This is a genomic window from Arcicella aquatica, from assembly GCF_034928825.1.
Classification (GTDB): domain Bacteria; phylum Bacteroidota; class Bacteroidia; order Cytophagales; family Spirosomataceae; genus Arcicella; species Arcicella aquatica.
The window spans coordinates 1-25,577 of record NZ_JAYFUL010000041.1 but is presented as its reverse complement, the minus strand read 5'-3'; the positions used below and the strand labels follow the sequence as shown (position 1 = coordinate 25,577).

The 25,577-nt window shown below is 35.2% G+C and carries 21 protein-coding genes; 14 read left to right on the top strand and 7 right to left on the bottom strand.

The features are described from left to right. Positions 1-37: 37 nt before the first annotated feature. Entirely contained in the window at positions 38-3,385 is a 3,348-nt protein-coding gene (locus VB264_RS19365; protein ID WP_323252051.1) for a TonB-dependent receptor, read from the bottom strand. A 571-nt stretch (positions 3,386-3,956) separates the two neighbouring features. On the opposite strand from VB264_RS19365, the gene VB264_RS19360 reads away from it, so the two are divergent. From VB264_RS19360 to pssA, 4 genes are read left to right on the top strand one after another with little or no spacing between them, the layout of a single operon-like run. Further along, positions 3,957-4,730 (top strand): alpha/beta fold hydrolase, encoded by a 774-nt coding sequence (locus VB264_RS19360; RefSeq protein ID WP_323252049.1) that lies wholly within the window; start codon positions 3,957-3,959, stop codon positions 4,728-4,730. A 26-nt stretch (positions 4,731-4,756) separates the two neighbouring features. Next, positions 4,757-5,449, top strand: a complete 693-nt coding sequence (locus VB264_RS19355) for an SAM-dependent methyltransferase (RefSeq protein WP_323252047.1) — start codon at positions 4,757-4,759, stop codon at positions 5,447-5,449. Between the two features lie 60 nt (positions 5,450-5,509). Then, positions 5,510-6,151: an MBL fold metallo-hydrolase gene (locus VB264_RS19350; RefSeq protein WP_323252045.1), complete on the top strand. Its 642-nt coding sequence runs from the start codon at positions 5,510-5,512 to the stop codon at positions 6,149-6,151. Positions 6,152-6,176: 25 nt separating this feature from the next. Continuing rightward, on the top strand, positions 6,177-6,902 hold the full coding sequence (gene pssA / locus VB264_RS19345) for a CDP-diacylglycerol--serine O-phosphatidyltransferase (protein WP_323252043.1): 726 nt from the start codon (positions 6,177-6,179) through the stop codon (positions 6,900-6,902). Between the two features lie 272 nt (positions 6,903-7,174). Here the strand turns inward: pssA and VB264_RS19340 are convergent, their stop codons facing one another. After that, positions 7,175-9,955: an alpha-amylase family glycosyl hydrolase gene (locus VB264_RS19340; protein WP_323252041.1), complete on the bottom strand. Its 2,781-nt coding sequence runs from the start codon at positions 9,953-9,955 to the stop codon at positions 7,175-7,177. A 223-nt stretch (positions 9,956-10,178) separates the two neighbouring features. Then, positions 10,179-10,760 (bottom strand): Maf family protein, encoded by a 582-nt coding sequence (locus tag VB264_RS19335; RefSeq protein WP_323252039.1) that lies wholly within the window; start codon positions 10,758-10,760, stop codon positions 10,179-10,181. A 72-nt stretch (positions 10,761-10,832) separates the two neighbouring features. Here VB264_RS19335 and VB264_RS19330 point away from each other — a divergent pair, with 72 nt between their 5' ends. The 5 genes from VB264_RS19330 (at position 10,833) to VB264_RS19310 (ending at position 15,601) form a co-directional block, all read left to right on the top strand. Continuing rightward, on the top strand, positions 10,833-12,746 hold the full coding sequence (locus VB264_RS19330) for a hypothetical protein (protein ID WP_323252037.1): 1,914 nt from the start codon (positions 10,833-10,835) through the stop codon (positions 12,744-12,746). A 110-nt stretch (positions 12,747-12,856) separates the two neighbouring features. Beyond that, complete coding sequence (locus VB264_RS19325; protein ID WP_323252035.1) at positions 12,857-13,312, top strand: MarR family winged helix-turn-helix transcriptional regulator; 456 nt, start codon at positions 12,857-12,859, stop codon at positions 13,310-13,312. Between the two features lie 113 nt (positions 13,313-13,425). Continuing rightward, positions 13,426-13,905 (top strand): MarR family winged helix-turn-helix transcriptional regulator, encoded by a 480-nt coding sequence (locus tag VB264_RS19320; protein WP_323252033.1) that lies wholly within the window; start codon positions 13,426-13,428, stop codon positions 13,903-13,905. A gap of 29 nt (positions 13,906-13,934) precedes the next feature. Beyond that, entirely contained in the window at positions 13,935-14,534 is a 600-nt protein-coding gene (locus VB264_RS19315; RefSeq protein WP_323252031.1) for a YceI family protein, read from the top strand. Positions 14,535-14,710: 176 nt separating this feature from the next. After that, entirely contained in the window at positions 14,711-15,601 is an 891-nt protein-coding gene (locus VB264_RS19310; protein ID WP_323252029.1) for an SDR family oxidoreductase, read from the top strand. A 330-nt stretch (positions 15,602-15,931) separates the two neighbouring features. Here the strand turns inward: VB264_RS19310 and VB264_RS19305 are convergent, their stop codons facing one another. The 4 genes from VB264_RS19305 to VB264_RS19290 form a co-directional block, all read right to left on the bottom strand. After that, positions 15,932-16,840, bottom strand: coding sequence for a sugar phosphate isomerase/epimerase family protein (locus tag VB264_RS19305; RefSeq protein ID WP_323252027.1), 909 nt, complete (start codon positions 16,838-16,840; stop codon positions 15,932-15,934). Between the two features lie 77 nt (positions 16,841-16,917). Continuing rightward, a complete protein-coding gene (locus VB264_RS19300; protein WP_323252025.1) occupies positions 16,918-18,342 on the bottom strand; it encodes a CCA tRNA nucleotidyltransferase in 1,425 nt (474 codons plus the stop codon). Between the two features lie 237 nt (positions 18,343-18,579). Beyond that, positions 18,580-19,134 (bottom strand): L-threonylcarbamoyladenylate synthase, encoded by a 555-nt coding sequence (locus tag VB264_RS19295; RefSeq protein ID WP_323252023.1) that lies wholly within the window; start codon positions 19,132-19,134, stop codon positions 18,580-18,582. An 81-nt stretch (positions 19,135-19,215) separates the two neighbouring features. Beyond that, complete coding sequence (locus tag VB264_RS19290; protein WP_323252021.1) at positions 19,216-20,802, bottom strand: hypothetical protein; 1,587 nt, start codon at positions 20,800-20,802, stop codon at positions 19,216-19,218. A 128-nt stretch (positions 20,803-20,930) separates the two neighbouring features. Here VB264_RS19290 and VB264_RS19285 point away from each other — a divergent pair, with 128 nt between their 5' ends. From VB264_RS19285 to VB264_RS19265, 5 genes are all read left to right on the top strand, one after another. Further along, positions 20,931-21,104 (top strand): hypothetical protein, encoded by a 174-nt coding sequence (locus tag VB264_RS19285; protein ID WP_323252019.1) that lies wholly within the window; start codon positions 20,931-20,933, stop codon positions 21,102-21,104. Positions 21,105-21,229: 125 nt separating this feature from the next. Continuing rightward, complete coding sequence (argS, locus tag VB264_RS19280) at positions 21,230-23,302, top strand: arginine--tRNA ligase (protein ID WP_323252017.1); 2,073 nt, start codon at positions 21,230-21,232, stop codon at positions 23,300-23,302. Positions 23,303-23,363: 61 nt separating this feature from the next. Next, positions 23,364-23,945 (top strand): glutathione peroxidase, encoded by a 582-nt coding sequence (locus VB264_RS19275; protein WP_323252015.1) that lies wholly within the window; start codon positions 23,364-23,366, stop codon positions 23,943-23,945. A 145-nt stretch (positions 23,946-24,090) separates the two neighbouring features. Continuing rightward, positions 24,091-25,074: a 1,4-dihydroxy-2-naphthoate polyprenyltransferase gene (locus tag VB264_RS19270; protein WP_323252013.1), complete on the top strand. Its 984-nt coding sequence runs from the start codon at positions 24,091-24,093 to the stop codon at positions 25,072-25,074. 140 nt (positions 25,075-25,214) lie between these two features. Continuing rightward, complete coding sequence (locus tag VB264_RS19265) at positions 25,215-25,505, top strand: tetratricopeptide repeat protein (RefSeq protein WP_323252011.1); 291 nt, start codon at positions 25,215-25,217, stop codon at positions 25,503-25,505. Positions 25,506-25,577 lie beyond the last annotated feature (72 nt).

Below are 25,577 nucleotides of genomic sequence, written 5' to 3'. Positions count from 1 at the left end.
TCTCTGAGTTTTTTTGTGGTTGTTATTTGTTCAAGTATTAGTTGAAGATATAACGGATACCCAATTGCATTTGCCAAACGTTATCAACTGTGATACTTTTTACAAATGAATCACGTAATAAGATTGTTTGGTTGTTGCCATCAGCATCTTGAATAACTTGTGTTCCGATTCTATATGTTGGTACACCAGCAGAACTGATAGTTACGTTCAATGGGTTACTGCTTGTTGAAACATTACCTACACCCCAAGCATTGTTTAATAAGTTACCAATGTTTAAGATATCAGCACGTAAACGAATTGTGTTTTTCTTTCCTTTAGCAGATGTTTTAACATAGAAATCTTGTTCAACAGTGAAGTCAAAACGAGTTAACCATGGAGAATAACCTCCGTTACGTTCTGCATATTGTCCACGACGAGTTTTCAAGTATGGGTTACCTTCGATATAAGCATCAAATGCTGTAGCTTGTTCAGCAGCAGTATATGTTTTAGCAGTTGCACCAGAACCTACAGTTAAAGGTACAAAGTTTAAATCAGAAGCTTTGTTAGGAACATAGATTAAGTCATTGATTTGACCATCTCCGTTGAAATCACTACCGAATGTATATGATTGTTTGAAACCACTGTTAGAAACAGCACCCAACGTAAACATTGTTGATCCACCAAATTCACCACCATAGTTGATGCGGTAATTTACATAACCTACAAAACGGTGACGTAAGTCGTTATCTGAATAAGAAGCTGTTAAATAATTTTGTCCGTCTACTGTAGGAATGTTTGCTTGTACTGTACTACCTACCGATTGAATATCTTTAGCAACAGCATAAGTATAACCTAACATACCACCTAAACCATTAACAGTTGGTTTTTCAATTTTAGCAGTGAATGAATAAGATTCACCTTTGTTAGTATTTGTTAACACGAATACGTTTGTAGTAGCTGCGTTATAATAACGAGCAGTGTTAACGGCTGTACCTGAAAGACCAGAAGCAGGGAAACGTCCACGTGAATCAGCACCATCAAATTTAGCAGAAGCACCTTTCAAGTTAGCGTCAATATATCTTAACGCATTGATGTTTTTGTTATAAAGAGCTTCTAAAGTACCAATTAAACCGAATGGTAATTTATAGTCAACCGCGATGTTTGATTTCCAAATCATTGGGTTTTTCAAATCTTCTGTTGAAGCGTTTACAACGTAAGCAGGCAATTTAGTGATGTCAGTTGTTGCTGGCTTGTAAACTGTAGGGTTCAATGTAAACGGATAAGCTGTTGTAGCAGTTTGGTTAATTACAGCAGTATTTACACCGTTGTTACCCAATTGGTTCGATACCAATACTTGAGGAATACGAGATACGAAAATACCAGTACCACCTCTTACTTGAAGAGATCTATCTCCTTTAACGTCGTAGTTGAAACCAATTCTTGGAGAAATTAATACTTTAGCACTTGGGAAAGCACCTGTGTTTACTGTTAAATCAGCATTGTTTTCGTCTTTGTAAATTAATTTACCAACAACTGAATTATAGAAGTCCTTAGAAGTTGAATTATCATAACTAAATACATCGAAACGAAGACCACCAGTAACTTTTAATCTATCATTTACTTGGAATTCATCTTGAATATAAGCAGCGTAGTTAGAAACTTTCAATGTTTGAAGAGGTTCTACTCCGTCAGGTAACAATGAATAACGATAGTTGAAACGGTTGATTGTAACTGGAGAAACCGTTAAAGCAGGGTTTGCTTTGTAAGCTAAAGCGGCAGTTTTGAAATCAGCAATTGAGTTGAATACCCAAACACCGTTTGAAGAAGGGAAGAATACGTTATTAGAAGTAAAGTATTCGTAGCTTAAACCTAATGTGAATGTGTGTGCACCTGCGAAGTAACTTAAATTATCCGTGAAGTTTAACGTTGAATAATTCAATTTGTTATTTGGCGTAAATGGATCCATACCCATTGTAGTATAAGTATTACCATCTTTCAAAATATCAATTGTTGGGAAAAGAGCTACTTGTGCTCTATCTTCAATTTGTTTGTTGTACGTAGCAATAAAGCTATTAGCAAACTTACTGTTGAATGTTGAGCTTAATTCAGCAACGATTGAACGAGTGTTATCTTGAATTTTATATCCTGAGTTTTGTGGAGATAAAGCCAAAGCAGAGTTAGTACGGTTACCATTACCAGCGGTACTACTACTGTTACTGTTACTGATGATTGAACCAGTTTCAGAATCATGGTGAGAATAACGAACGCTTAATTTATGGTTGTTATTGATGTTATAATCTAAACGTAACAAACCTTTTTTACTGTTTACTTCATTGTTAAAACCATCAACTGCACCAATTTCATATCCGAAGTTAGTTCTCATGAAATTTCCTAAATCTTCAATATCTGTAGCTAATACACGAGATACGTTACCACCTGTAGCACCTGTACGGTTAGCTACCCAGTCTAAAGCAGGGTTTGAACTTTTAAATTGTTCGTAGTTAGCAAAGAAGAATAATTTATCTTTGATGATTGGACCACCAACACGGAAACCATACGTTTTTTCGTCGATGTTAACTGTTGATAATTTTCTTCCATCAGCTTTCTTTCCTACTAAATCACTATTTCTGAAAATGTGATAAGCTGAACCTGTGAATTCGTTTGTACCTGAACGTGTAACGGCGTTGATACCTGCTCCAGCAAAACCAGACTGACGAACGTCAAATGGTGCAATGTTTACTTGTACTTGTTCGATAGCATCTAACGAAACAGCAGTTGTACCAGTACGACCACCCGCTTGTGCAGAACTACCTAAACCAAAACCGTTGTTGAATACTGAACCGTCAATCGTAAAGTTATTGAAACGGCTATCTTGACCAGCGAAAGAACGACCATTGCTATAAGCATTGTACTTAGTAATATCATTGATAGTACGACCGATAGTTGGAAGGCTGTTGATAGTGTTTGTTCCGAATGAAGCTGCCGCACCTGTACGGTTTGATGACATGATATCAGAACGACTGCCCGTTACCTTTACTTCATTAAGTACATTTTCTGTTTCAGTTAGTTTGAAGTTTACATTTGCTGCTGCTCCTAAGTTAGCGATTACATCTTCTTGGATTTGGTCTTTAAAACCAACAAAAGAAGCTTTAACTGTATAAGGACCACCCACACGAACGGCTGGTAAGGTATAACGACCAGCAGCATTTGTGACTACTCCGTAGCGAGAACCAGAAGGAGTATGAACAGCAATTACTGTAGCCCCTGGAAGTCCAGAACCTTTGTCATCCGTAACAATACCCGTGATTTGTGAGCTTGTTACTTGACCAAAAGTATTTCCTGAAAAAAAAGCAGTAAAAATCAGTAAGAAACCGAAAACTACCTTTGTTGTAAAGAATTTTTTCATGTTGAAAATTTGGAATTTAGTTAGAATTTGAATTGGTGAATTTGAATGCAAAATAACAACTTTTTTTTAGTATGAACAATATACTACTATTAAGAAACTGTAAAGAAGATTGCCCTAATTGCTTGATTTGTAGGTATAGTGCAATTAAATATTTGAAAAGTTTATTTGTTTTTTGTTTTGTTTATGATATTGTTTTAGATACAATGCAAGTGATTAAAAACTCTATTAGTTTAGTATTTTTTTAAGATTATACAATATAAGTAATATTATTATTTATATGTTAAATGCTGTTTTTGGAGACCTTCTAAAAGGATATTAAAGGGGTAAATTTGCCCTAAAATGACTGAAAGAGCGATTTGTAATATTGGAAAAGAAAGAGGAACTTTGAAAAAGCAATTTATCAATACTTTATTTGAGATAACTAAAATTATCAAAAAAATGTTTTAGTCTCAAATAAATAGAAATTATAATTATCAAAAACTATAAAATTAATTACCAAATTGAAAGGTTTACACATATCAAGTGTAATAAATAATACTTTTATAAATATTTGGGAAATAAAACAATTTAAATGAAATTATTTTTTAGAAAATCAGGAGATAGCCCTACAACAATCATTATTTTACATGGTATTTTTGGTTCGTCTGATAATTGGCTTACGATAGGGAAGGTACTCGGAGAGCAATTTACGGTGTATATGCTAGACCAAAGAAATCATGGTCAATCGCCTAGAAGTGAGGAATTCAATTATAAAGTAATGGCTGATGATTTAAAAGAATTTATAGCCGAAAACGGCATTGAAAACCCAATCTTAATCGGGCATTCGATGGGTGGGAAGACCGTCATGCAGTTTGCTATGAATTACCCTGAAGCATTTGCTAAAATGGTGGTGGTAGATATTGCTCCTAAATATTACCCTGTACACCACTCTATGATTTTGCAAGGGTTAGCTGCCGTAGATTTGAAAACTCTTAAAAGTAGAACGGAAGCTAATGAAACACTAAAACGCTTTGAAGAAAGTGAAGGAGTACGTCAGTTTTTATTGAAAAATCTTTGGAGAAATCCAGAAAAAAATAATGAATTTGACTGGCGTATTAATGTGCCTGTGATTACCAAAAATATTGATGTAGTAGGGCATGAGCTTGAAAATGAGCATAGTGTAAACCAGCCAGTATTGTTTTTGCGTGGTGCGGAATCCCACTATATTCAGCCAGAGGATGAACGTAAAATCTGGGAATTGTTCCCAAATTATGAAATACAAAGCATTGAAGGGGCAGGGCATTGGGTACAAGCCGATAAGCCACAGGAATTTATTGAAATCGTTTCTCGATTTGTCAATTCATAATTTATAACACACAAATCGTACATAAAATGCTTTTTTTAATTCCTTCAATACTTGCGCCTGATACGTCTGAATCTGTGCTTTCGCCTCAAATAAAGGAGGTAATCAAAGAGACAGATTATTATTTTGTTGAAAATATTCGTACAACTCGCCGTTTTATCAGCGAGTTGAAAGTAGGAAAAGTAATTGATCAGCTTCATTTTTTTGAATTAGACAAGGATACGCCGCTTGCTAAAATAAAGCAATATTTTAAAGCAATTCCAGCGGGTAAATCTATTGGGGTAGTTTCAGAAGCTGGTTGTCCAGGAGTGGCCGACCCTGGTGCTTTGGCTGTACAAATAGCCCATCAGTTAGGCATGAAAGTGGTACCCTTGGTAGGACCTTCGTCTATTTTATTGGGACTAATGGCCTCTGGTTTTTCTGGACAATCGTTTGTTTTTCATGGCTATTTGCCCATTGATAAGGTAGAAAGAAGTAAAAAAATAAAAGTATTAGAGAACGATTCTAAGAAAGGACAAACCCAGATTTTTATGGAAACGCCCTTTCGAAATAATCAACTTTTAGATGACTTGCTAAGTAGTCTGGCCCCAAGTACATTCTTATGTATTGCCTGTAATGTAACTGGTTCTGATGAGTTTATACTTACAAAATCAATTGCTGACTGGAAGAAACAAAAACCTGATTTGCACAAAAAACCAACGATGTTTTTACTGTCAATTTAAAAATTCAAGTATTTATCTTCATCTTTGTGCACTCTTTAACTTTACTAATTACAATATAAAATGATTCAGGTACAGACATTCAGATTTAACCCTTTTGGAGAAAATACTTATGTTCTTTTTGACGAAAGCAAAGAATGTGTCATTATTGACCCAGGCTGTCATGTTTATGAAGAACGCAGTGCTTTAAAAAACTATATCGAAGACCAAGGTTTAAAGGTAGTTCATCTGCTCAATACGCATGCCCATATTGACCATGTACTTGGGAATGAGTTTATCAAAAGAACCTATGGCGTGAAATTGCATTTGCATAAAGAAGATTTACCTGTCTTATCAAATGTTGAAAGTAGAGCCGAATATTATGGTTTTCCGAACTATGAGGCTTCCACGGTAGATGTTTTTATTGAAGAAGGAGATATTATTACTTTCGGAAAATCTACGTTAGAAGTAATTTTTGTGCCGGGGCATGCTCCTGGTCATGTAGCGTTTTTAAATAAAGCCCAGAAGATCTGTGTAAGTGGAGATGTGCTATTCAAAGGAAGCATCGGTAGAACCGACTTCCCTTTATCTAGTTTTGAAGCGTTAGAAAAAAGTATTAGAACCAAACTTTACACCCTTGATGATGATATGGTTATTTACCCAGGACATGGTGAGACCACAACTATTGGATACGAAAAAGTAAATAATCCATTTATCAAACTGTAAAAACCACTTCTCATTCGAATAACTAATGATTGAAATTAAAAAACACATTCCTAACACACTAACTTGTGCCAACTTACTCTGCGGATGCTTTGGCATTTTAAATGTTTTTGACGGTAATTTAGAAATAGCTTCTTATTTAATGTGTATCGCATTGGTATGCGATTGGTTCGATGGTTTTGTCGCTAGATTATTACATGTAACTTCACCTATCGGAAAAGAATTAGATTCTCTGGCAGATATGGTTAGTTTCGGAGCCTTGCCTGCATTTATCATGCTTCATTTGATAGAGGGTAGTTGTGATGGTTTCTGTACTACTGGTCTTTTTGGTTTTCATAAACCTTATATAGCATTGTCTCTGGCTGTATTCTCGGCTTTGCGTCTGGCGAGGTTTAATGTTGATACTCGCCAAAGTGATTCTTTTATTGGTGTACCAACGCCTGCGAACGGATTGGTAGTAGCAGCTTTGCCATTAATAGCCATTTATCAGCCCGAATACAAATCAATTTTTATTAATTATAATGTGTTGATTATTTATTCAATCGTGATGTCTTATTTATTGGTTGCTGAATTACCATTGTTTGCCTTGAAATTCAAGGATTTTGGATGGAAATCAAACCAAATAAAATATATCTTTTTGATTCTCTCTATCTTACTAATCATCTTACTGAAATTTGTAGCAGTTCCCATCATTATTTTAATGTATATCGTGCTGTCTATTATTCAGAATATGGTTCAGAAGAAAGAAAGTTGATATTTAATAATTGATTTTACAAAACATTCCTCCCGAATTTTTCTACATAGAAATGAGTTTTAGAAGTCTAGAATTTATTATTGTTCTGTCCTTACTTTTCTTTTCTTGATAAAAGAAAAGTAACAAAAGAAAATCAAGAATTCCTAAACTCGCTCCGCTCAAACAGTAGGAATTCGGTTTTCCTCAATCAAAAAAGCGGTCAAAAATTAGTTTTTGACCGCTTTTTTGATTGAGGAAATATATTTATTAATAATCACTACAAAAACTAAACTCTATTTCTTAATAAACTTCTGGTTAAATTGTTTTTGTCCCTGCGTCACATTCAACAAATAAATACCCTGTTGAAACTTACGTACATCTATTGTATATGGCTTACTTGCATCTTTTTGCTCAGTTTCAAAAATCGTTCTTCCCATCAAATCATGAATCTTGAACACTAGATTTTCCTTTTGATTTCCGTTCACTTCAATATTGATGATTTCTTCACTTGGGTTAGGATATATTTTTATATCCGCGTCCAATTCTTGTTCACTTGCCAAAACTCTTTCTTGTTCTAATTTCCAAGGTACCAAATTTGCTTCTGGTTGAGGAAAAGCAGTAGTGCTCAATACATGAAATTGACCAGGAGCAAATGGGTATTTTGCTTTTAAGTCACTTACATTAATTTCTGCATTGCTAAAGAAGTCATACCATTTGCCTGTGTTCGGGAAAATATCCGTAATTGTTTTCTGTTCTAAATCAAAATTGCCCACAATTATTACTTGCTGAGTAGTTGAATTTAAGATGATTTTTTTTACGGTGTTACCCAAATCCGTTTGTGTATCTGTACTTTTAAATATTGCTTGAGTGGTCTTTAATTTAATTAGTTCAGAAAACACTTTGTAAAGTTTTAACCTATCGGCATCATCTTTATATTCCCAGTGAATAGGTTTCTTGCCTGTCCTGCCATTTTGGTCGATTGAAACATCGTAGCCTAATTCTCCAAATTGCCAAATCATTTTTGGTCCTGGTATGGCAAAAAACATAGCTGCTGCCGCTTTTGTTCTTTCCATAACAGTAGCCACACTAAAGATGGCTTTGCTGTTTTTCAAAGCATCATAAGCTACTCTTTCTTCGTCGTGACTTTCCATATAACCGATAGCCCCAGGATTTTTGAAACCATGAGCTTTGTATGAAAGGCGGGTAAAATCACTAGCATTACCTTTTACAGCATTTCTAAAATCGCCATTCAAGTTTGTCCAAACCATCATCCCCAAATCGGTAAAGGTTTGTTCTTCTTTGTCTTCCGAAAATAATTCTAAAATGAAATAGGCATCTTTATCAAAACTTCTGATATTATCATAATAGCCCTTGATAATATCAACCCTACTTTGGTCATAAACCCTGAACTGGCTATCATTTGAAGAGCTTTTTTGAGTAAAACCTTTGGCTAAATCAACCCTATATCCATCAATTTTATATTCTTTCAACCAAAATTCATTGGCACGATTCACATATTCTTTCGTATTGTTGCTTTCATGATTAAAGTCAAAAAACACGCTGAATGGGTGCGTAGCTTGCTGATTGAAAAAAGGCGAATCCGTTGATGGTTGTGTTCCATCCCAATACATTTTTACATAAGGGAATTCATAATCAGCCTGATTGAAAACAATGTCAAGCACGACGGCAATGCCATTTTCGTGACAAGTATCAATGAATTTTTTTAAATCCTCTTTAGTGCCGTATGCTTTGTCGGGGGCAAAATAGTAAATTGGATTATACCCCCAAGAGTCATTTCCAGAAAACTCGTTAACAGGCATTAATTCAATACAATTGATGCCTAATGTTTTAAGATAAGGAATTCTATTAATGGCATTTTTGTAGGAACCATCTACATCAAAATCACGAATATGTAATTCATAGACAATCAAATTATCCTGTGCGGGACGTTTGAAAGTTGTAGTTTTCCATGTGTATACACTTTGCCCAGTCTGAAAAACAGAGGCGATGCTTTTTACAGCATCAGGAAGTTTTTTCAGATTAGGATACGTAGCACTTGAAATATACTGGTCGTTGTTTGGGTCAAGTATTTTTTCAGCATAAGGGTCACCCACTGCTAGTGTACCGTTTACCAAATACTGAAAAGCATATTCTTCACCTTTGTTTAAACCTTCAACTTCTAACCAATAAGTATTCCCATCGGGAGTACGTTTCATTAGATATTTAGCATCAGTTTTCCATTGGTTAAAATCACCGATGAGATAAACAAAATCTTTTTTAGGCGCAAAAAGTACTAAAGCAACCTTTGTATCGGAAATATAGTTAATACCATTTTTCAATCCTATTGGTAATGCCTCAGTCTTAGGAGTTGGTTTTATAGTAACGTTAAATTCAGTAGTTGATGTTTCGCTTGTGGTAGTAGCCGTAAATTTTACTGATTGGGTTTCCCCAGCAGCATTCCCAACATTAAGTGAATACGTTAAAGAATCTTTGTCAATCATTGTTAAAACATTCGTATTATTAATACTTAAATTCAAAGTGGCTTTTTTAGAAGCGATCGCTAAAATTGGGATAGTACTTCCAGCAGTAACAAAAAATGATTTTTCTTGGGGTTTAATAAAAGCCACATTTAGCTTTGTATCGTACATTGTTACGATAATGTCTTCTGTTTGGGCTTTACCGTCACCACTTTTTAAAAGTACCCCTAGCCGTTTGATGGTTAAAGCAGCGGGTACGGCAAAATAATCTCTAGGTTTTAGCTTAATACTCCACACATCATTCCCTAGCGATGTCATTTTGCCCTTTTCAAAAGGAAGTGCAAAATTGGTTTGTCCACTGGGTTGATACTGAAAGGCGTCGCCCGTATCGGTTGTACCTGCACCCGACCACAAATAAACGTCGGATGTTTTTCCTAATAATGCTTTGGCACGTGAATCTTTAGCTAGTTTGAGGTCGAAGATGAGAGTAACGTCTTGGTCTCCATTAGGTAATGCTGGTGTTGTGGTGACGACCTGTGCCAACGAGCAAAGGCTAGTCACCCAGCATAAGGTGAATAGTAAAATTATTTTTTTCATGATATTTATAAAAGATTGGTTAATGGAAATGCTAAGGTAATAGAAATAGATGAGTAGTCCAGAAGAGTGCTATACAGGTATATTGTAGAAATATTTTTTTGATTAATAGTATTATGTTGTGAAGATTAGCAAGAGAATGTACTACTCCATAATGATTTAGCTTCTGATTCTATCAAAAAGCGTTTTATAGAATCAGAAACTAGGTAAATGCTGGTATGAAATTTTAGTCAATTACAAAGAAAGGCTTCAGTGCATCATAAACACGATGGACAGGTAAGCCCATTACGGTAAAATATGAGCCTTCCATGCGTGGAATACCAACCATACCAATAAAATCTTGAACACCATAGGCACCTGCTTTATCGAAAGGCTTACAGGTTTTAATGTAATATTCAATTTCTTGGTTCGTTAACTCACGGAAGAAAACATTAGCAACATCAATGAAATTTTGTGTACTTTCCTTTGTCATTACACAAACGCCAGTAATTACTTGGTGCTGGCGACCAGATAATTTTTTAAGCATCAAGCGTGCTTCAGTAGCATCTTGGGGTTTATTTAGGATTTCATCATCCACCACAACGATGGTATCGGCCGTAAGGATAATCTGATTATCGAGTTCTTGTCTGAAAGCCTCCGCTTTTTTTAATGCTAAAAAAGCAGGAACTTCAGTAGGAGGCATAGTAGCTGGAAAATCCTCGTTGGTATCTTTTACCCTTACTGTGAACTCAAAACCAGCGTCACGTAATAATTGTTGGCGACGTGGCGAGTTTGATGCCAGCATAAGTGGTTTAGTTAATTGAAGCATTTTTTTGTTTTGGGAAATTAAAAAGTAATGAATAAAGCTCGACAAATTTACTTAAATTCAGTGAATCAATTCATGAAGTTTATTTTCTTCATGATGCTGTTGCTTTTTATTACTTCTATCAATCTAATTGCACAAAACCTAGATTCTCTTCTTAAAGTAGCTCCCCCAGAGATACCCGTACCGGCTAAAATAATACCAGTTTCTGTCAGTATGAAGTCTGCTAAGGATAGCATTACGTATGCCAATCTGAAAAAAAGATTTTCAAAAAATAAAATACTCAGAGAAATCCACGGCTTTTTGTTCAGAGATGTTTATAACGTAAACAACCAAGGACAAGAAGTAGTGAAAATTGACGAAGACCCTTATACACAATATGAAGGAAGGGTAATTCGCAAAATATATGTTAAGCGTTTGAAAGTTTTTGGAGAAAGTATCGCCGATACTGCCAGAAAAGCCGAAGGGTTAGATAAATTTCTGAGTTCATTCCATGTCAATACGCAGGAGAGTGTTATCAGGAAATCCTTTTTAATGTTTAATGTAGGAGATATTATTGATGCAGATAGACTAAGAGATAACGAACGGGTGATGCGTCAAAGTGCTATTCTGCATGATGCCAGAATATTGATTTTACCCGACCCAGAATTTCCTAATTTAGTAGATTTACTGGTGCTTACACAAGATGTTTGGTCATTTTTGGCAGACGGAGAGATAAATGGTTTGCAAAATTATTCACTCAGAGTGCGTCAGGTTAATTTCAGAGGCGTAGGGCATTCGTGGAGCAATACCTTTTTCTTGAATACTCTTCGGCGACCAGCTTTAGAATATGCCAGTACCTATACTATTCCATATATTGGTCGTTCGTTTATAACGGGACAGGCCGAACTCGAACTCAAAAGGGATGTCGCTCATTATGCCCTCCGATTTTACCGCCCTTTTCTTACCCCCGAAATGAAAGTGGCTGGTGGTTTTGTAGTGAGTAAAGATGACAATAATTTAACCACCTTCAGAGGATATGATGGCACAACTTATAAGCTTAACGATACCACCTTTTACACATTTCCCATAAAAAAGAACTTTGTAGATTTTTGGTTAGCGAGAGCCTTCAAAGTGAATTTTTTGAATAAAGGAAGAGATAACCGTTCTAGGTTTGTAGTCGGACTTAGATTTAGTGATGTCAAGTTTGACAAACGCCCCATAGTAACCGCCGATACTAATCAGTTATTTAGAAATCATACTGATTATTTAATTGGCATAGGTTTTTCAAACAGAAAATATAAAAGAGATATTTTGATTTATGGCTTTGGACTCACAGAAGACGTTCCTTATGGATACTTAGCCACTTTTGTAACTGGCTTAGAAAATTCAGATGCATTCGGAAGTCGGATGTATGCGGGCTTGAAATTAGCCAAAGGAGAATACATCGGAAAGGCAGGTTATCTTTATGGGTTAGTGAATTTTGGTGGATATTCTAATGGCACAACAGGTTTGAGTATTGAATCTAACTATTTTAGTACACTTCATGCCTTTAGAAGACGTACTCAGATTAGGCATTTTGTCAACATTAAATATGCCTTTGGTACACAACGCTATACAGGTGAGTTCGTCAATATTAACCGTGAAAATAGTATTTTAGATGTAAATAGCGACAACCTGTGGGGAACTAAAAAACTAGGAATAGGCTATCAGATAGTATTTTTTTCAAGGCTAAATTTTGTTGGATTTAGGATTGCTCCTTTTTTCCAAACAGATTTTGCCTTTATTAATCCAAGAAATCAGTTTTTGCTTAACAAAACACCTTATACCAGCATTGGAATCGGGATACGTTTGAGAAATGAAAATCTAACATTCAATACCTTCCAAATAAAGTTTTCATACTTCCCCAATTTGCCCGATGTTAAATTGTTGGATGCTTCATTCAATACAACTTATAATCTCAGGTTAAAAGATTTTGATATTTCTGCACCCGAAATAGTCCCATTTAAGTAATAAAATCACCGTTAATTAACTTTTAATGCTTTATTAAAACATTATCAAGTAAGCTTACGTTTTTTTAATCAATGAAAAATATCCTGTAAATTAAAATAATGCATTTGCCTATGTCCATTGAAAAAGACATTAAACAGAAGTCATTCAAGAATGTTTATGAAAAAGTTGCTGTGAATTTGATGTACACCGATAATTGGGTGCTTAATCACTATTCACAACTTTTAAAGTCATATAAATTATCAGACAAACAATATTTTGTATTAAAAATCCTTCTTGAAAGTTCGCCAAATCCTGTTTCAGTAAATTTCATCATCGAGCGAATGCTAAATAAAATGTCTAATGGTTCTCGTTTGGTGGATAAATTAATCGAAAAAGGATTGGTTTTAAAAGTACGTTCTAAGACCGATAAACGGTCGATGGATGTAGTGATTACTGAAAAGGGCTTATTATTGATAGAAGAATTAGACCAAAAAGTGGCTGAATGGGAGGGGAATTATTCCAGACTAAGCAAAGAAGAGATTAATATCTTACATGATTTGCTTAATAAAATGAGAAAAATAGCTTAATAGTGTTTTTTAATGAATTGAAATTCAGCAATTTAAATATATTAACAAAAAATTAACAAATAAATGTATTGACATTAAATGTTTTTACATTAAATTTGTAGCGTATTAAAATTATGAGCATCGAAAAAGACATAAAACAAGCAAGCTTTAAATCAGCCCATGCCAAAGCAATGGTCAATATTGTTTATACGAACAATTGGTTGACAACGTTGCAAATGGAAGTGTTTAAACCTTTTGATTTAACACTTCAGCAGTATAATGTGCTTAGAATTTTGAGAGGGCATTATCCAGAGCCTATCACAGTAATAGGTATTATTGAAAGAATGCTTGATAAGATGTCTAATGCTTCTAGGTTAGTAGATAAGCTTTTATTAAAAGAGATGGTGGTAAGGCGAGAATGCCCGAATGACCGTCGTGCTGTTGATATTCTTATTACACAAAAGGGCTTAGATTTATTGGCAGAATTAGATGTTTTGCAAAAACAATGGGAGCAACAGATGCATGGTTTAACCGAAAGCGAAGCCCTACAATTAAGCGATTTGTTGGATAAATTAAGACAATCGCCACCGGAATCAGAACAACAAAAAAAGTAATAATTAATAATTAAATAAAAATCAAAGTAATGAAATCTATCAAATCTATTCTTAGCATTTTCGCAGCAGCTTTATTAGTAAATGTAGCAGTTGCAGGTACTCCAAACAACGGTAAAAAAGAAACAGCTTTACCAGTAGACACTAAAGGAAGTAAAATTCACTGGTTGGCTAAAAAAGTAACAGGTCAGCACGAAGGAACTGTAGGTATCTCTTCTGGTTCATTAGTAACTTCAGGTGCTAAAGTAACTGGTGGTTCTTTTGTAATCGATATGAAATCTATCGTATGTACTGATATTACAGATGCTGAATACAACAAAAAATTCATTGGTCACATTACAACTGGTGATTTCTTCGAAGTAGAAAAATTCCCAACTTCTACTTTCAAAATCACTAAAGTAGCTGGTGCAAACATCACAGGTGATTTAACTTTACACGGTATCACAAAATCTATTACTTTCCCTGCAAAAATTACTACTGCTGCTGGAAAAGTTACTGCAACTGCTTCTATTCCAGTTGACAGAACAGATTTCAACGTGAAATATGGTTCTAAAAAATTCTTTGAATCAATCGGTGATAAAGCTATCGACGATGTATTCAATTTAGATGTTACTCTAGTAGCTGGAAAATAATCTTTCCAAGCCTTTACTAAAGGACTATTAAAAGCTTCCCAAGCATTCTATTCAGGAATGTTTGGGAAGCTTTTTTTATTTATCACTTTAAATTAAAAATGGTATGCTTGCATAATAATATTATTTAATTCATATTGCATTATATTTTATCTTGAAATTGTATAAAATCTAGTGTTATGAATTTTAATGAACCAATGCTAAGGGATGGAGCCCTGAGTGGAAAGACGATTATTGTAACAGGAGGAGGAACAGGGCTGGGGCGTTCGATGTCGAAATATTTTTTAGAACTTGGTGCCAATGTGGTGATTGCCTCACGCAAGAAAGCAGTCTTGGATGAAACAGCAGGAGAGTTGATGGCTGAAACTGGAGGCAAAGTACTAGCCATAGCCTGTGACGCACGCAATTATGATGAAGTAGAAAATGTACTAAAAACCTCTGTAGAATACTTTGGGGCAGTACATGGCTTGGTGAATAATGCAGCGGGTAATTTTATTAGTCCTACCGAAAAGCTATCGCATAAAGCATTTGATATTGTAGTTGATATTGTATTGAAAGGTTCTTATAATTTTAGTTTAGCTGTCGGCAAATATTGGATTGAGCAAAAAATTAAAGGCACAGTAATGTCTATCGTAACTACTTATGCTTGGACGGGTTCAGCTTACGTAGTGCCATCGGCAACAGCAAAAGCAGGTGTCTTGGCATTGACCCGTTCTTTGGCAGTAGAGTGGGGGACAAAGTATGGCATTCGCTTTAATGCGATTGCTCCGGGACCATTTCCAACCCAAGGAGCTTGGGAACGACTTTTTCCTGCTGAAGCAATGGGCGAAGAACTGGCAAGCAAGTTAGCACCTGAAAATAGAATTCCATTAAAAAGGGTAGGAGAACACCAAGAGCTAGCCAATTTGGCGGCTTATTTAATGTCAGAATTTTCGGCCTATATCAATGGAGAAGTCATTACAATTGATGGCGGAGAATGGCTAATGGGAGCAGGGGAATTTTCAGATTTAAACGAAGTTTCTGAGGAAAAATGGGAAGCTATCTCTCAGGCAGTTCGAGGGAAGAAATAATAGGGTTTATGAGTGAAAAGGTTTATGAGCTTATGAGTTGAAGGTTTGTTTCCGTGGCTGGTCTCCTGACCAGTCCACATTACTTTACTGCTGCCATTGCTCATGTTTGCATTGGGGCGGAATGCCATCAAGAGCGAGATAGAATGTGGACTGGTCGGGAGACCAGCCACGGATGTAAAATAAACCAATTATTACTTTGCCTAATTGTCAAATACTTAAATGTATTGTTTTGATAATACCCAAAAAATATGAGTTTAGCATTTATGAGCAAACAAATACTGTTTCAACTCATAAACACTAAACTCATAAACTTTTAACTCATAAGCTCTATTAAAACTGCACTTTCTTAATCCATTCTAAATCATACTTCATAGATTCCATTGGAGTATGTCCTTGATAGGATTCTTGTTCGATGATATATTCAGTAGTTCCCGCTATTTTAGCCGATAATTTTAAAACTTCAGCTACATTCATAATCCCTTTACCTAGCATCGAGCTTTCCCAAGGTTCTTTTTCGCCTTTTACTTCATCTTTTACGTGCATCAGTTCAAAACGTCCAGGATATTGTTTTAATAATTCCATCGGTCTGCCACCTCCGCCGTACATATTACCAATGTCTAGTTGTTGTGCTACTAATTTAGGGTCAGTGTATTGCATAATGATGTCATATACTTTTACGCTTGTTAAACGCAGACTAAATTCAAAGTCATGATTATGATAGCCGAACTTCACACCTGATTTCTGACAAAGCTCTCCAGCTTTATTAAATACTTCCATAAAGCGTTTACAATCTTCAAAGTTTCGGCGTAAGCTAATATCTAGCCAAGGACTGATTAAATATTTTTGTCCCAAAATAGCCGCATCTTCTACCGTTTGTTTCCAAGAATCAGTAAAGTCTTTCTTTGAAGCATCCCAGTCTTCCCCTTTCATCACTACGTGACCACTTCGCATGGATAAATCTAATTCATCAAGAATTTTACGAAATTCTTTGGCTTCAAATCCATAAAACTTATGGTCAACATAATTGGCATGCTCTACATTTTTATAACCCATTTCCTTTACTGCTTCAAGTGTAGCAAGAGGGTCTTTCTTCATGTCATCACGAAGGGAATACAATTGTAGTCCAATGTTTTTTTTAGCAGGTTTACTAGCCCAAAGTGTATCTGGTACTAATAAAGCTGTTCCAGCCAAAGCAGCAGTTGTTTGGAGAAATTTGCGTCGAGAGTGTGATTGGTTCATTGCTGATTTTTTTTCAACAATATATCTTAATTTGTAATCAGTGCTATCTTTGTTTATAAGGTGTTATGTGGCTATTGTTATTTCTCAACAGCCACCAATCCCAACTTAGCACCTTCTTCCAACACAAATGGAATGCCTGATGCTAATGTATTCTCAATTTGTCCTTCTAAAATGGCTTCACGAACGGCTATTTTGATAATGCCTACTTCTTTAGAGGGCTTAATCCCAAACAATTCCATGATGATTTCCCCTGTTACTACGGGTTGAAACTGACGAAGTTTATCGCTTTCCTCTACCTCTTTTAATTTCTGTTCAACGATGTCGAAATTGCGGAGGTATTTTTTTACTTTCTCGCCATTTTTAGACGTAATATCGGCTCTACACAATATCATCAAGCCTTCTAAATCTTCACCTGCTTCGTATAGTAACCGTCTGAGGGCAGAATCAGTGATGGCTTCTTTTGAAAGAGCAATCGGGCGTAAATGTAAACGCACTAGTTTTTTTACATAACGCATTTTTTCATTCAACGGTAAACGCATTTCGGTGAAAATACCTTTCACCCATTTTGCACCCATCTCTTCATGCCCGTGGAAAGTCCAACCTCTTTTTTTATCAAAACGCTTGGTAGCGGGTTTGGCTATGTCGTGCAAAATAGCTGCCCAACGAATCCATAAATCATCCGTTTTGGTGGAAGCATTATCTAACACTTGAAGCGTATGATAAAAATTATCTTTATGACCTTTGCCTTCTTCGGTTTCTACACCTTTTAGCTTGACAAACTCAGGAAAAATTTTCTCTAATAGTCCACAAGAATCTAATAGTAAAAAGCCGTAAGATGGTTTTTTAGCCAGAATAATTTTATTCAATTCATCCGTAATACGCTCTTTTGAAATAATATCTATCCTATCTTTTTCTTTGATAAGGGCATCAAAAGTATCTGGATGAATATCAAAATTAAGTTGCGTAGCAAAACGAATAGCACGCATCATTCTGAGCGGGTCATCTGAAAAAGTAATGCTTGGTTCTAAAGGCGTTTTGATGATTTTCCTGCGAATGTCTGCCAAGCCATCAAAAGGGTCGATTAATTCTCCAAAATTGTTTTCATTCAACGAAATCGCCATCGCATTGATGGTGAAGTCTCTACGATTTTGGTCGTCCTCTAGCGTGCCATCTTCTACGATGGGCTTGCGTGAATCGCGTTGATAGGATTCCCTTCTGGCTCCTACAAATTCTACTTCCCAATCGTCTAATTTAATCATGGCAGTGCCAAAATTCTTGAAAACCGAGAGATAAGTATCTTCTCTGCCAGAATTTTTGGCAACCAATTCAGCCAATTCAATGCCCGAGCCTACACAAACAATATCAATGTCTTTGGAAGGTCGGTTTAATATCAAATCACGCACAAATCCACCTACTACATAAGCTGGTACATTTAAGGTTTTTGCGGCATCTGCCACAATTTTAAAAATTGGATTTGTATGTAAAGTTTCTGCGAAATTCATATTGTTAAGTAATTGAGCGATTTAATGAATGAGTGATTTAGTGATTACTACATTTAAACCGCAGCGGCTGACCGCTCACAAATTACCCTTTGTATTATGTTGGTTGATTTTACTTGCTTTGGACAATAGGCTTTAAGCTGTATGCAATAAGCACAAACTATCTTTTTTCAATAAAATAAATATTTTTGCTTAATGCCTATGGCTTACAGCAGCCCTATTTACTAATCACAAAGCAATTTATTTTCTGATGAATTTAAAGTCACCACCTAGCCCTAATTTCACAATTTGTGAAGGCTGTACATTTTTGTTTTCTCCTTTAGGATTTTTCAAAATGAAATCTACATTTTCGATAATTTGTGGAGAAATATCCTCATATTTTTGTGGTGAAGGCTCTCCAGAGATATTGGCAGAAGTAGAAACAATGGCTCTTTCAAACTTGTAAACCAATCCTTTGCAAAACTCATCTTTGACCAATCTGATAGCAATAGAACCATCCTCTCCTAAAAGATTAGGCGCAATATTTTTACCTTGTGGGTAAATTACAGTAAGGGGTTTCTCTGCAAATTCTACCAAATTCCAAGCAATTTCAGGCACTTCTAACACATATTCAGAAAGCTGTTCTATTTTGGAAATCAAGATGATAAATGCTTTATTATCAGGTCGTTGTTTTAGTTGATACAGTTTTTCAACGGCTTTTTCGTTGCGTGCATCGCATCCTAAACCCCAAATGGTATCAGATGGATAAAGAAGCGAGTCTCCTTTTCGTAAATGTTGAAGGGCGTCGTGGTACATTTTAAATATTTTTTGCAAAGGTAAGAAAAAAGCTTCGCTCTGCCTTCACAAGCCTCATGAATGTAACTTTGAAGTTGTTCTTTACTGACCTTTTTCGTCTTTTTGAGAGGAATAACTAAGTTTACGAAGGTAAAAAACTTCTCTTGGAGCATCTACAAAACGAGCATCTGTTTCTAGTCTTCGTTTCCCCCAGACCAAGAAATTTTGATTATACCATGCTGCAACACTTGCATCTTCGTCGGGTTTAGAAGTACTATCACGCTTGATTTCAAAAATTTCTATTTCGCTTATTGTCTGATTGCCCTTTATTTGCTGTAAATGCACTTCGCCTTTTTTGAAATATGCCATCAGCCAGCGGTCTTGTAAAGTAGATACCTGTACTTGTTCTACCAACTCGCCACTTTCTATGTTATCCATTACCAAGGCGTTATCCCATAGCAGATTCCCTTCTTTATCAAATTCACAAATGACAGCATGGGTAAAACGGTAATCATCCTTGTTTTCACCATTCTTGAAACTACTTCTTAACGTCGTATTAAAAGCATTATAATTCTTGGGTAAGGTATAATATATTTCTGCTACTAATACTGCCCCTTTGTCTGTTTCTAATAAATTATGAACCAATAGTTTATAGCTAAAATTGGGGTCTTTCCCTTCTTTCTTTTTTTGCTCTATTTTTTCTTTCAGTTTCTCTTGCCGTTTTGGTGACATAAAGCTGAAAAAGTTTTTAAAATCAGCAAATTTGATAATATTAGTATTCTTCTCAATGCCTTCTTCTAAGCGTGTGAGGTATAATCCTTTTGAAAATTCATTACAATTATTGGAAAAATTACCTACTAAAAGCGATTCTTTGTCATTCAGAGACAACATTTTCCCACTGATAAAACTTAGGCTATTGCCCTCCTTATCAGGTACGTGGATGGTGCGTAAAGATTTTCCTTCGTAAGAATACGTTTGAATAACCAAGCCACATTTCCCTTTTCGTCTTTCTTTTACGATAACATTCAGTTCGGTTCTTTTTTCGTCTATTTCCAAGGCACTAATTTCTAATCGGTCGTCATACAAACCATGTAAAACCTTAGATTTTTGGTTGAAAAAAGTGAATGAAGCAACAACAGGTTTATCAAAATAATTGCCTCCTAAAAATGCGGTATTGCTTAATACCTTGAAAAAAGAAATATCGATAATACTTGGTAGTTCGCCTTTGAATTCATCAATTTCCCCTCTGACAATATCCAAACGAACAATGTTTATTTTAGGTGACTCAGGGATAGTAAAAAGCCAAAATAAATATTCTTTGTTCTGGAAGCTCATCTGTAGTTCGTAGTCATGGGAGATACTAAGGTTGGTATTCCACTCTAAATGGAGGTCGGTATTGTATTTCTGGAATGTCCATTGCATACCATCACGATTGAACATGCCATATTTTTCAATGGTAAATAATAGTCCGTCCTTTCCAAGAGGCAAAACCGAAACTGATTCCTCTGATTTATTATTTTTAGGGATTTCGATGGCCGCAACCTGTTTTAACTGCGCCCATAAAATGTTTTGTGAAAGCAACAATAAAGGAAAAATTATTGCCAATGAAATATTTTTATGGACTGAACAAAAACGATGCTTTGTTCTAAAACTCAACAGTATCAAAAGTTTAGTTAGTAGATATTCCATAGCTTAAATACATTTAGAATAACAAGTTACAAAATCCGATGTTTACTCAAGATAAAATTGGCTAACTTTGTAGAAAATTATGTGAATGAAATTTGATTTTATTTATTTCACTTCAAAAAAGGAAAGAGATGAAAGGAATTAATTATTTGACGAATGATAAAGGTTTAAAAACAGCAGTAGTTATTGACCTTAAAATTCATAGAGAAGAAGTAGAAGATTTTTTAGATGCCTTAGAAGCAAAATCTCGTAAAAATGAAGCTAAAGAAGAAGCTTCATTGGTTTTTGAACGAATTTTAAAATAAAATTTAACCGTTGAAGTACTAAAGGTAGGAAATAGAAAAGAAGTTTATAAGAAATAAATTTACTTGTCTCTGTAGCAAATTTTAAGATTTGATTTTACAGACAGTTAGCATAAAAAAACATTTTAATGAATTTAGAAAAAATATTACAAGACCACATCGCAGCGGCATTAAAGGCTGAATTTGACGTAGAAGAAACTAATATCGCCCTTCAACCTACTCGTAAAGATTTTGAAGGCTCTTTTACTTTTGTGGTATTCCCTTATGTAAAAGCTTTGCGTAAATCGCCTGTAGAACTTGGAAATGCTATCGGGAATTATTTAGTAGCTAACTCGGGTGTTGTGAAAGGTTTCAATGTTGTTCAAGGATTCTTGAATCTTTCAATTGCTGATACGGCTTGGCTTACGATGTTTGGAGGAATTTTTAAAGATAAAAAATTCGGACAATTAGTAGATAAAAACGAAGTGGTAATGGTAGAATACTCTTCGCCTAATACCAATAAACCTTTGCATTTAGGACACCTTCGTAATAATTTCCTAGGGTTTTCGGTTTCACAGATTTTATCAGCCAATGGCTATGAGGTAGTAAAAGCTAATTTGGTAAACGACCGTGGTATTCATATTTGTAAGTCGATGTTGGCTTATCTAAAATTTGGGCAAGGTGAAACACCAGCGTCAACAGGAATAAAAGGAGACCACTTGGTGGGTAAATATTACGTTGAATTTGATAAAGTTTTTAAAAAACAATTAAAAGAGATTTTAGATAAGGTAAAAATCCATAGTGACTTTAGTGATTTTTCTATTTTAGAAAAGGATAAGATTAATGAATCACTCGTGAAGATTGCAGACTATGAAAATTCTTTGAAAAAAGCTGAATCGAATTTAGATTATAAAGCTTTGGCAAAATTTGGACCTGAATTTGAAATAAAATTTGAATCTGGAGTTGAGAATAATATAAAATGGAAACCACTTTTAAAGCTTATTGATAACCAAAATGACAATAAAAAGCTACAAGCCTTACTAAAAGATGTCCTTTTTTTCGAAGAGAAAAAAAATAATGAAATGGATACATTACTTGATATGCTTAAAGGAAAAACAGAGGTTTTACAAGAAGCTCAAGCAATGTTACTAAAGTGGGAAGAAGGCGATGCTGAAACGCTAGCTCTTTGGAACAAAATGAACGATTGGGTATTTGATGGTTTTAATAAGACTTACCAGAAAATGGGGGTAAGCTTTGATAAAATTTATCGTGAATCAAATACTTATTTGTTAGGTAAAAAGTCAGTTGAAGAAGGATTAAAATCAGGCGTATTCTTCCAAAAAGAAGATTCATCCGTTTGGATTGATTTAACAGACGAAGGACTTGACCAAAAATTGGTTTTACGTAAAGATGGTACTTCGGTATACATTACCCAAGATATAGGTACAGCAGATTTAAAGTACAATGACTTTAAAATGTCGAAATCAGTGTATGTCGTAGGTAATGAACAAGACTATCATTTTGAAGTATTGTTTAAAATTCTTAAAAAATTAGGTCGCCCTTATGCAGATGGTACTTACCATTTAAGCTATGGAATGGTAGATTTACCTTCGGGTAAAATGAAGTCTCGTGAAGGAACAGTAGTGGATGCTGACGACTTGATGCAAGAAATGACTGATACGGCTCGTGAACGTACTTTGGAATTAGGTAAAATCGATGGTTTCTCGAAAGAGGAGGCAGAAGAGCTTTATCATACCTTAGCGATGGGGGCTTTAAAATACTTCTTACTAAAAGTTGACCCTAAGAAAAGAATGTTGTTCAATCCAGAGGAATCAATTGATTTCCAAGGAAACACAGGGCCGTTTATTCAATATACGCATGCACGTATTTGTTCAATTTTAAGAAAAGCCCATGAACAAGGAATTATTGGTGTAGCAAGTAATTATAAAACCTTACAGGAATCTGAACAAGAAGTAATATATTTATTAAGTGAGTATCCCAAAAAAGTTGCTGATGCTGGCAGAGAGCTTGCACCATCATTAATTGCGCAATATGCTTATGATTTAGCAAAGGCTTATAATCGCTTTTATAATGAAGTAAGTATCTTTAATGAAACAGATTTGGATGCTCAACAATTTAGAATTGCATTTTCTAGTGTGGTAGGAGAAACAATTAAGAAGGCAATGGCGTTATTAGGAATAAATGTTCCAAGCAGAATGTAACATTTTCAATTCCATGAAAAAGAAAATTATTTTAACTTTCATCTTAATCTTCATAACAATTATGTTACTCAAACTATTGAAAATTGGCTCTTTGGTAGGTGCGTTGGCCTTACCTTTTACTCAAAATGACGTTGAAACTCGTCCAGAAAATATGGAAGCTCCTGCTAAACAAAGTCTATATGATTTCAAAGTGAAGTCTTTAGATGGAAAGAATGTTGACTTATCTATGTATAAAGGCAAAAAAGTAATTATTTTAAATACAGCTTCAAAATGTGGATTTACCCCACAATATGCAGACTGGGAGAAATTTTATACTGAAAACAAAGGTAAAGTAGTAGTATTAGGTTTTCCTGCTAACGAATTTGGCGGTCAAGAGCCAGGTTCAGATGAAGAAATCTCTACTTTTTGCAAGAAAAACTACGGTGTTTCTTTCCCAATGTTTTCTAAAGTAGTAGTAAAAGGAGAAGGTAAATGTCCATTGTATCAATGGTTAACTACTAAGTCGTTGAACGGTTGGAATGACAAAGAACCATCTTGGAACTTCTGTAAATACGTTATTAACGAAAAAGGAGAATTGACTCATTTCTTTGCTTCAAAAATCAAACCTGATAGTCCAGAGTTTTTAGAAGCTATTAAATTATAAAAGATTTTTAGGAAAACCTCACCCGCAGCGGCGGCCGCCCTCTCTGAAGGAGAGGGGAGCTTTAAGCCCAAGGTTTGCTCCCCTTCTCTGAAGGAGAAGGGGCTGGGGGATGAGGTTCCCAAAAAACATTCAGAATCTAATCAATATGAAACACTGGATTTCTGCTGCCAGACCTCGTACTTTACCTCTTGCCCTTTCCAGCATCTTTATGGGAAGTTTCTTAGCCGCGGGTGCTCATGCCTTCTCTTGGACTACCTTTATCTTAGCTGTTCTTACAACCATTTTTTTGCAAGTATTGTCAAATTTTGCAAACGATTATGGTGATACCGTTAATGGAGTTGATACAGTAGAAAGGACAGTCGCTACACGTGCCGTACAAACAGGTGCTATTACCCGTGAACAGATGACAAAGGCCATGATTATCATGTCGGTGTTATCCTTCATTACTGGAACATGGTTAATCTATGAAGGATTAAAAGATACTTCTACCCAAGCAATTCTTACTTTTTTTGGCTTAGGAATTTTAGCGATTATTGCCTCCATTACCTATACAGTTGGCAAACGTCCTTACGGTTATATGGGGCTTGGTGATATTTCTGTGTTGATTTTCTTTGGTTGGGTAGGCGTATTGGGTACATATTATTTGTTTGCTCATGAATTTGTTTGGCTCAATGTATTACCTGCTACTTCTTGCGGCTTGTTTGCTGTAGGAGTATTGAATATCAATAATATTCGTGACATAGAATCCGATACCAAAACGGGAAAGAATTCAATACCAGTGCGTTTAGGTAAAGCGAAAGCTGTCATTTATCATTGGTTTTTATTAGGAACAGGCTTCTTGTGTGCAGTAATTTATGCAACGGTGATTACTTTAAAAGAACATTCACAGTTTAATCTTAACTTAAGTTATAAAAATACTGACCTTCATCTGAATCTGGGTACGGGCGAACAGAATTTTAATTTACTATGGCTAAATTGGCTTTTTGTAGTGACGATTCCGCTTTTAATCAGAATTTGTAGAGGAGTATCCAAAGGAAAAACGCCTGCACAAATAGACCCTTTCTTAAAAGTTATGGCATTAACTACTCTTTTATTTGTCATTACTTTTGGTATAGGTCAATTGCTTTAATAATCTCTTTACCATTATGTGAATTTATAAGTGCTGTTTTGCAAATTTAAAGGAATAGGCAATAAGCTTTACAAACATGCCGTTAAATTTGTAATATTGTATGCTTAAGTCACTATCACAAAATAATACAGTCTTATCTTATGAAGAAGATTCTACTTTTTTTATCATTAGCTTTTTTGCTAAACAACCACTTTAGTTATTCACAGAGTCAGAGTTTCCAAGAATTGATGGATTTAGGAGTTACTCAAAGTCGCCTTGGTAATCATGCTGCGGCTCAAAGCTACTTTTCACAAGCGATTGCTATCAAGCCAGATGATGCTATTGCGTATTATGACCGTGGAGTAACAAAGGCAAATCTAAAAGATAACAGAGGAGCAATTAATGATTTTGGTAGTCCTAAAAATGTAATGCTTTATTTATCTTTGTCATAAAAAAGGTAAAATGAACTGTAGTCATTGTGGTAGTGTAACAACGAAGAAGAATGGTCATACCCATTATGGGAA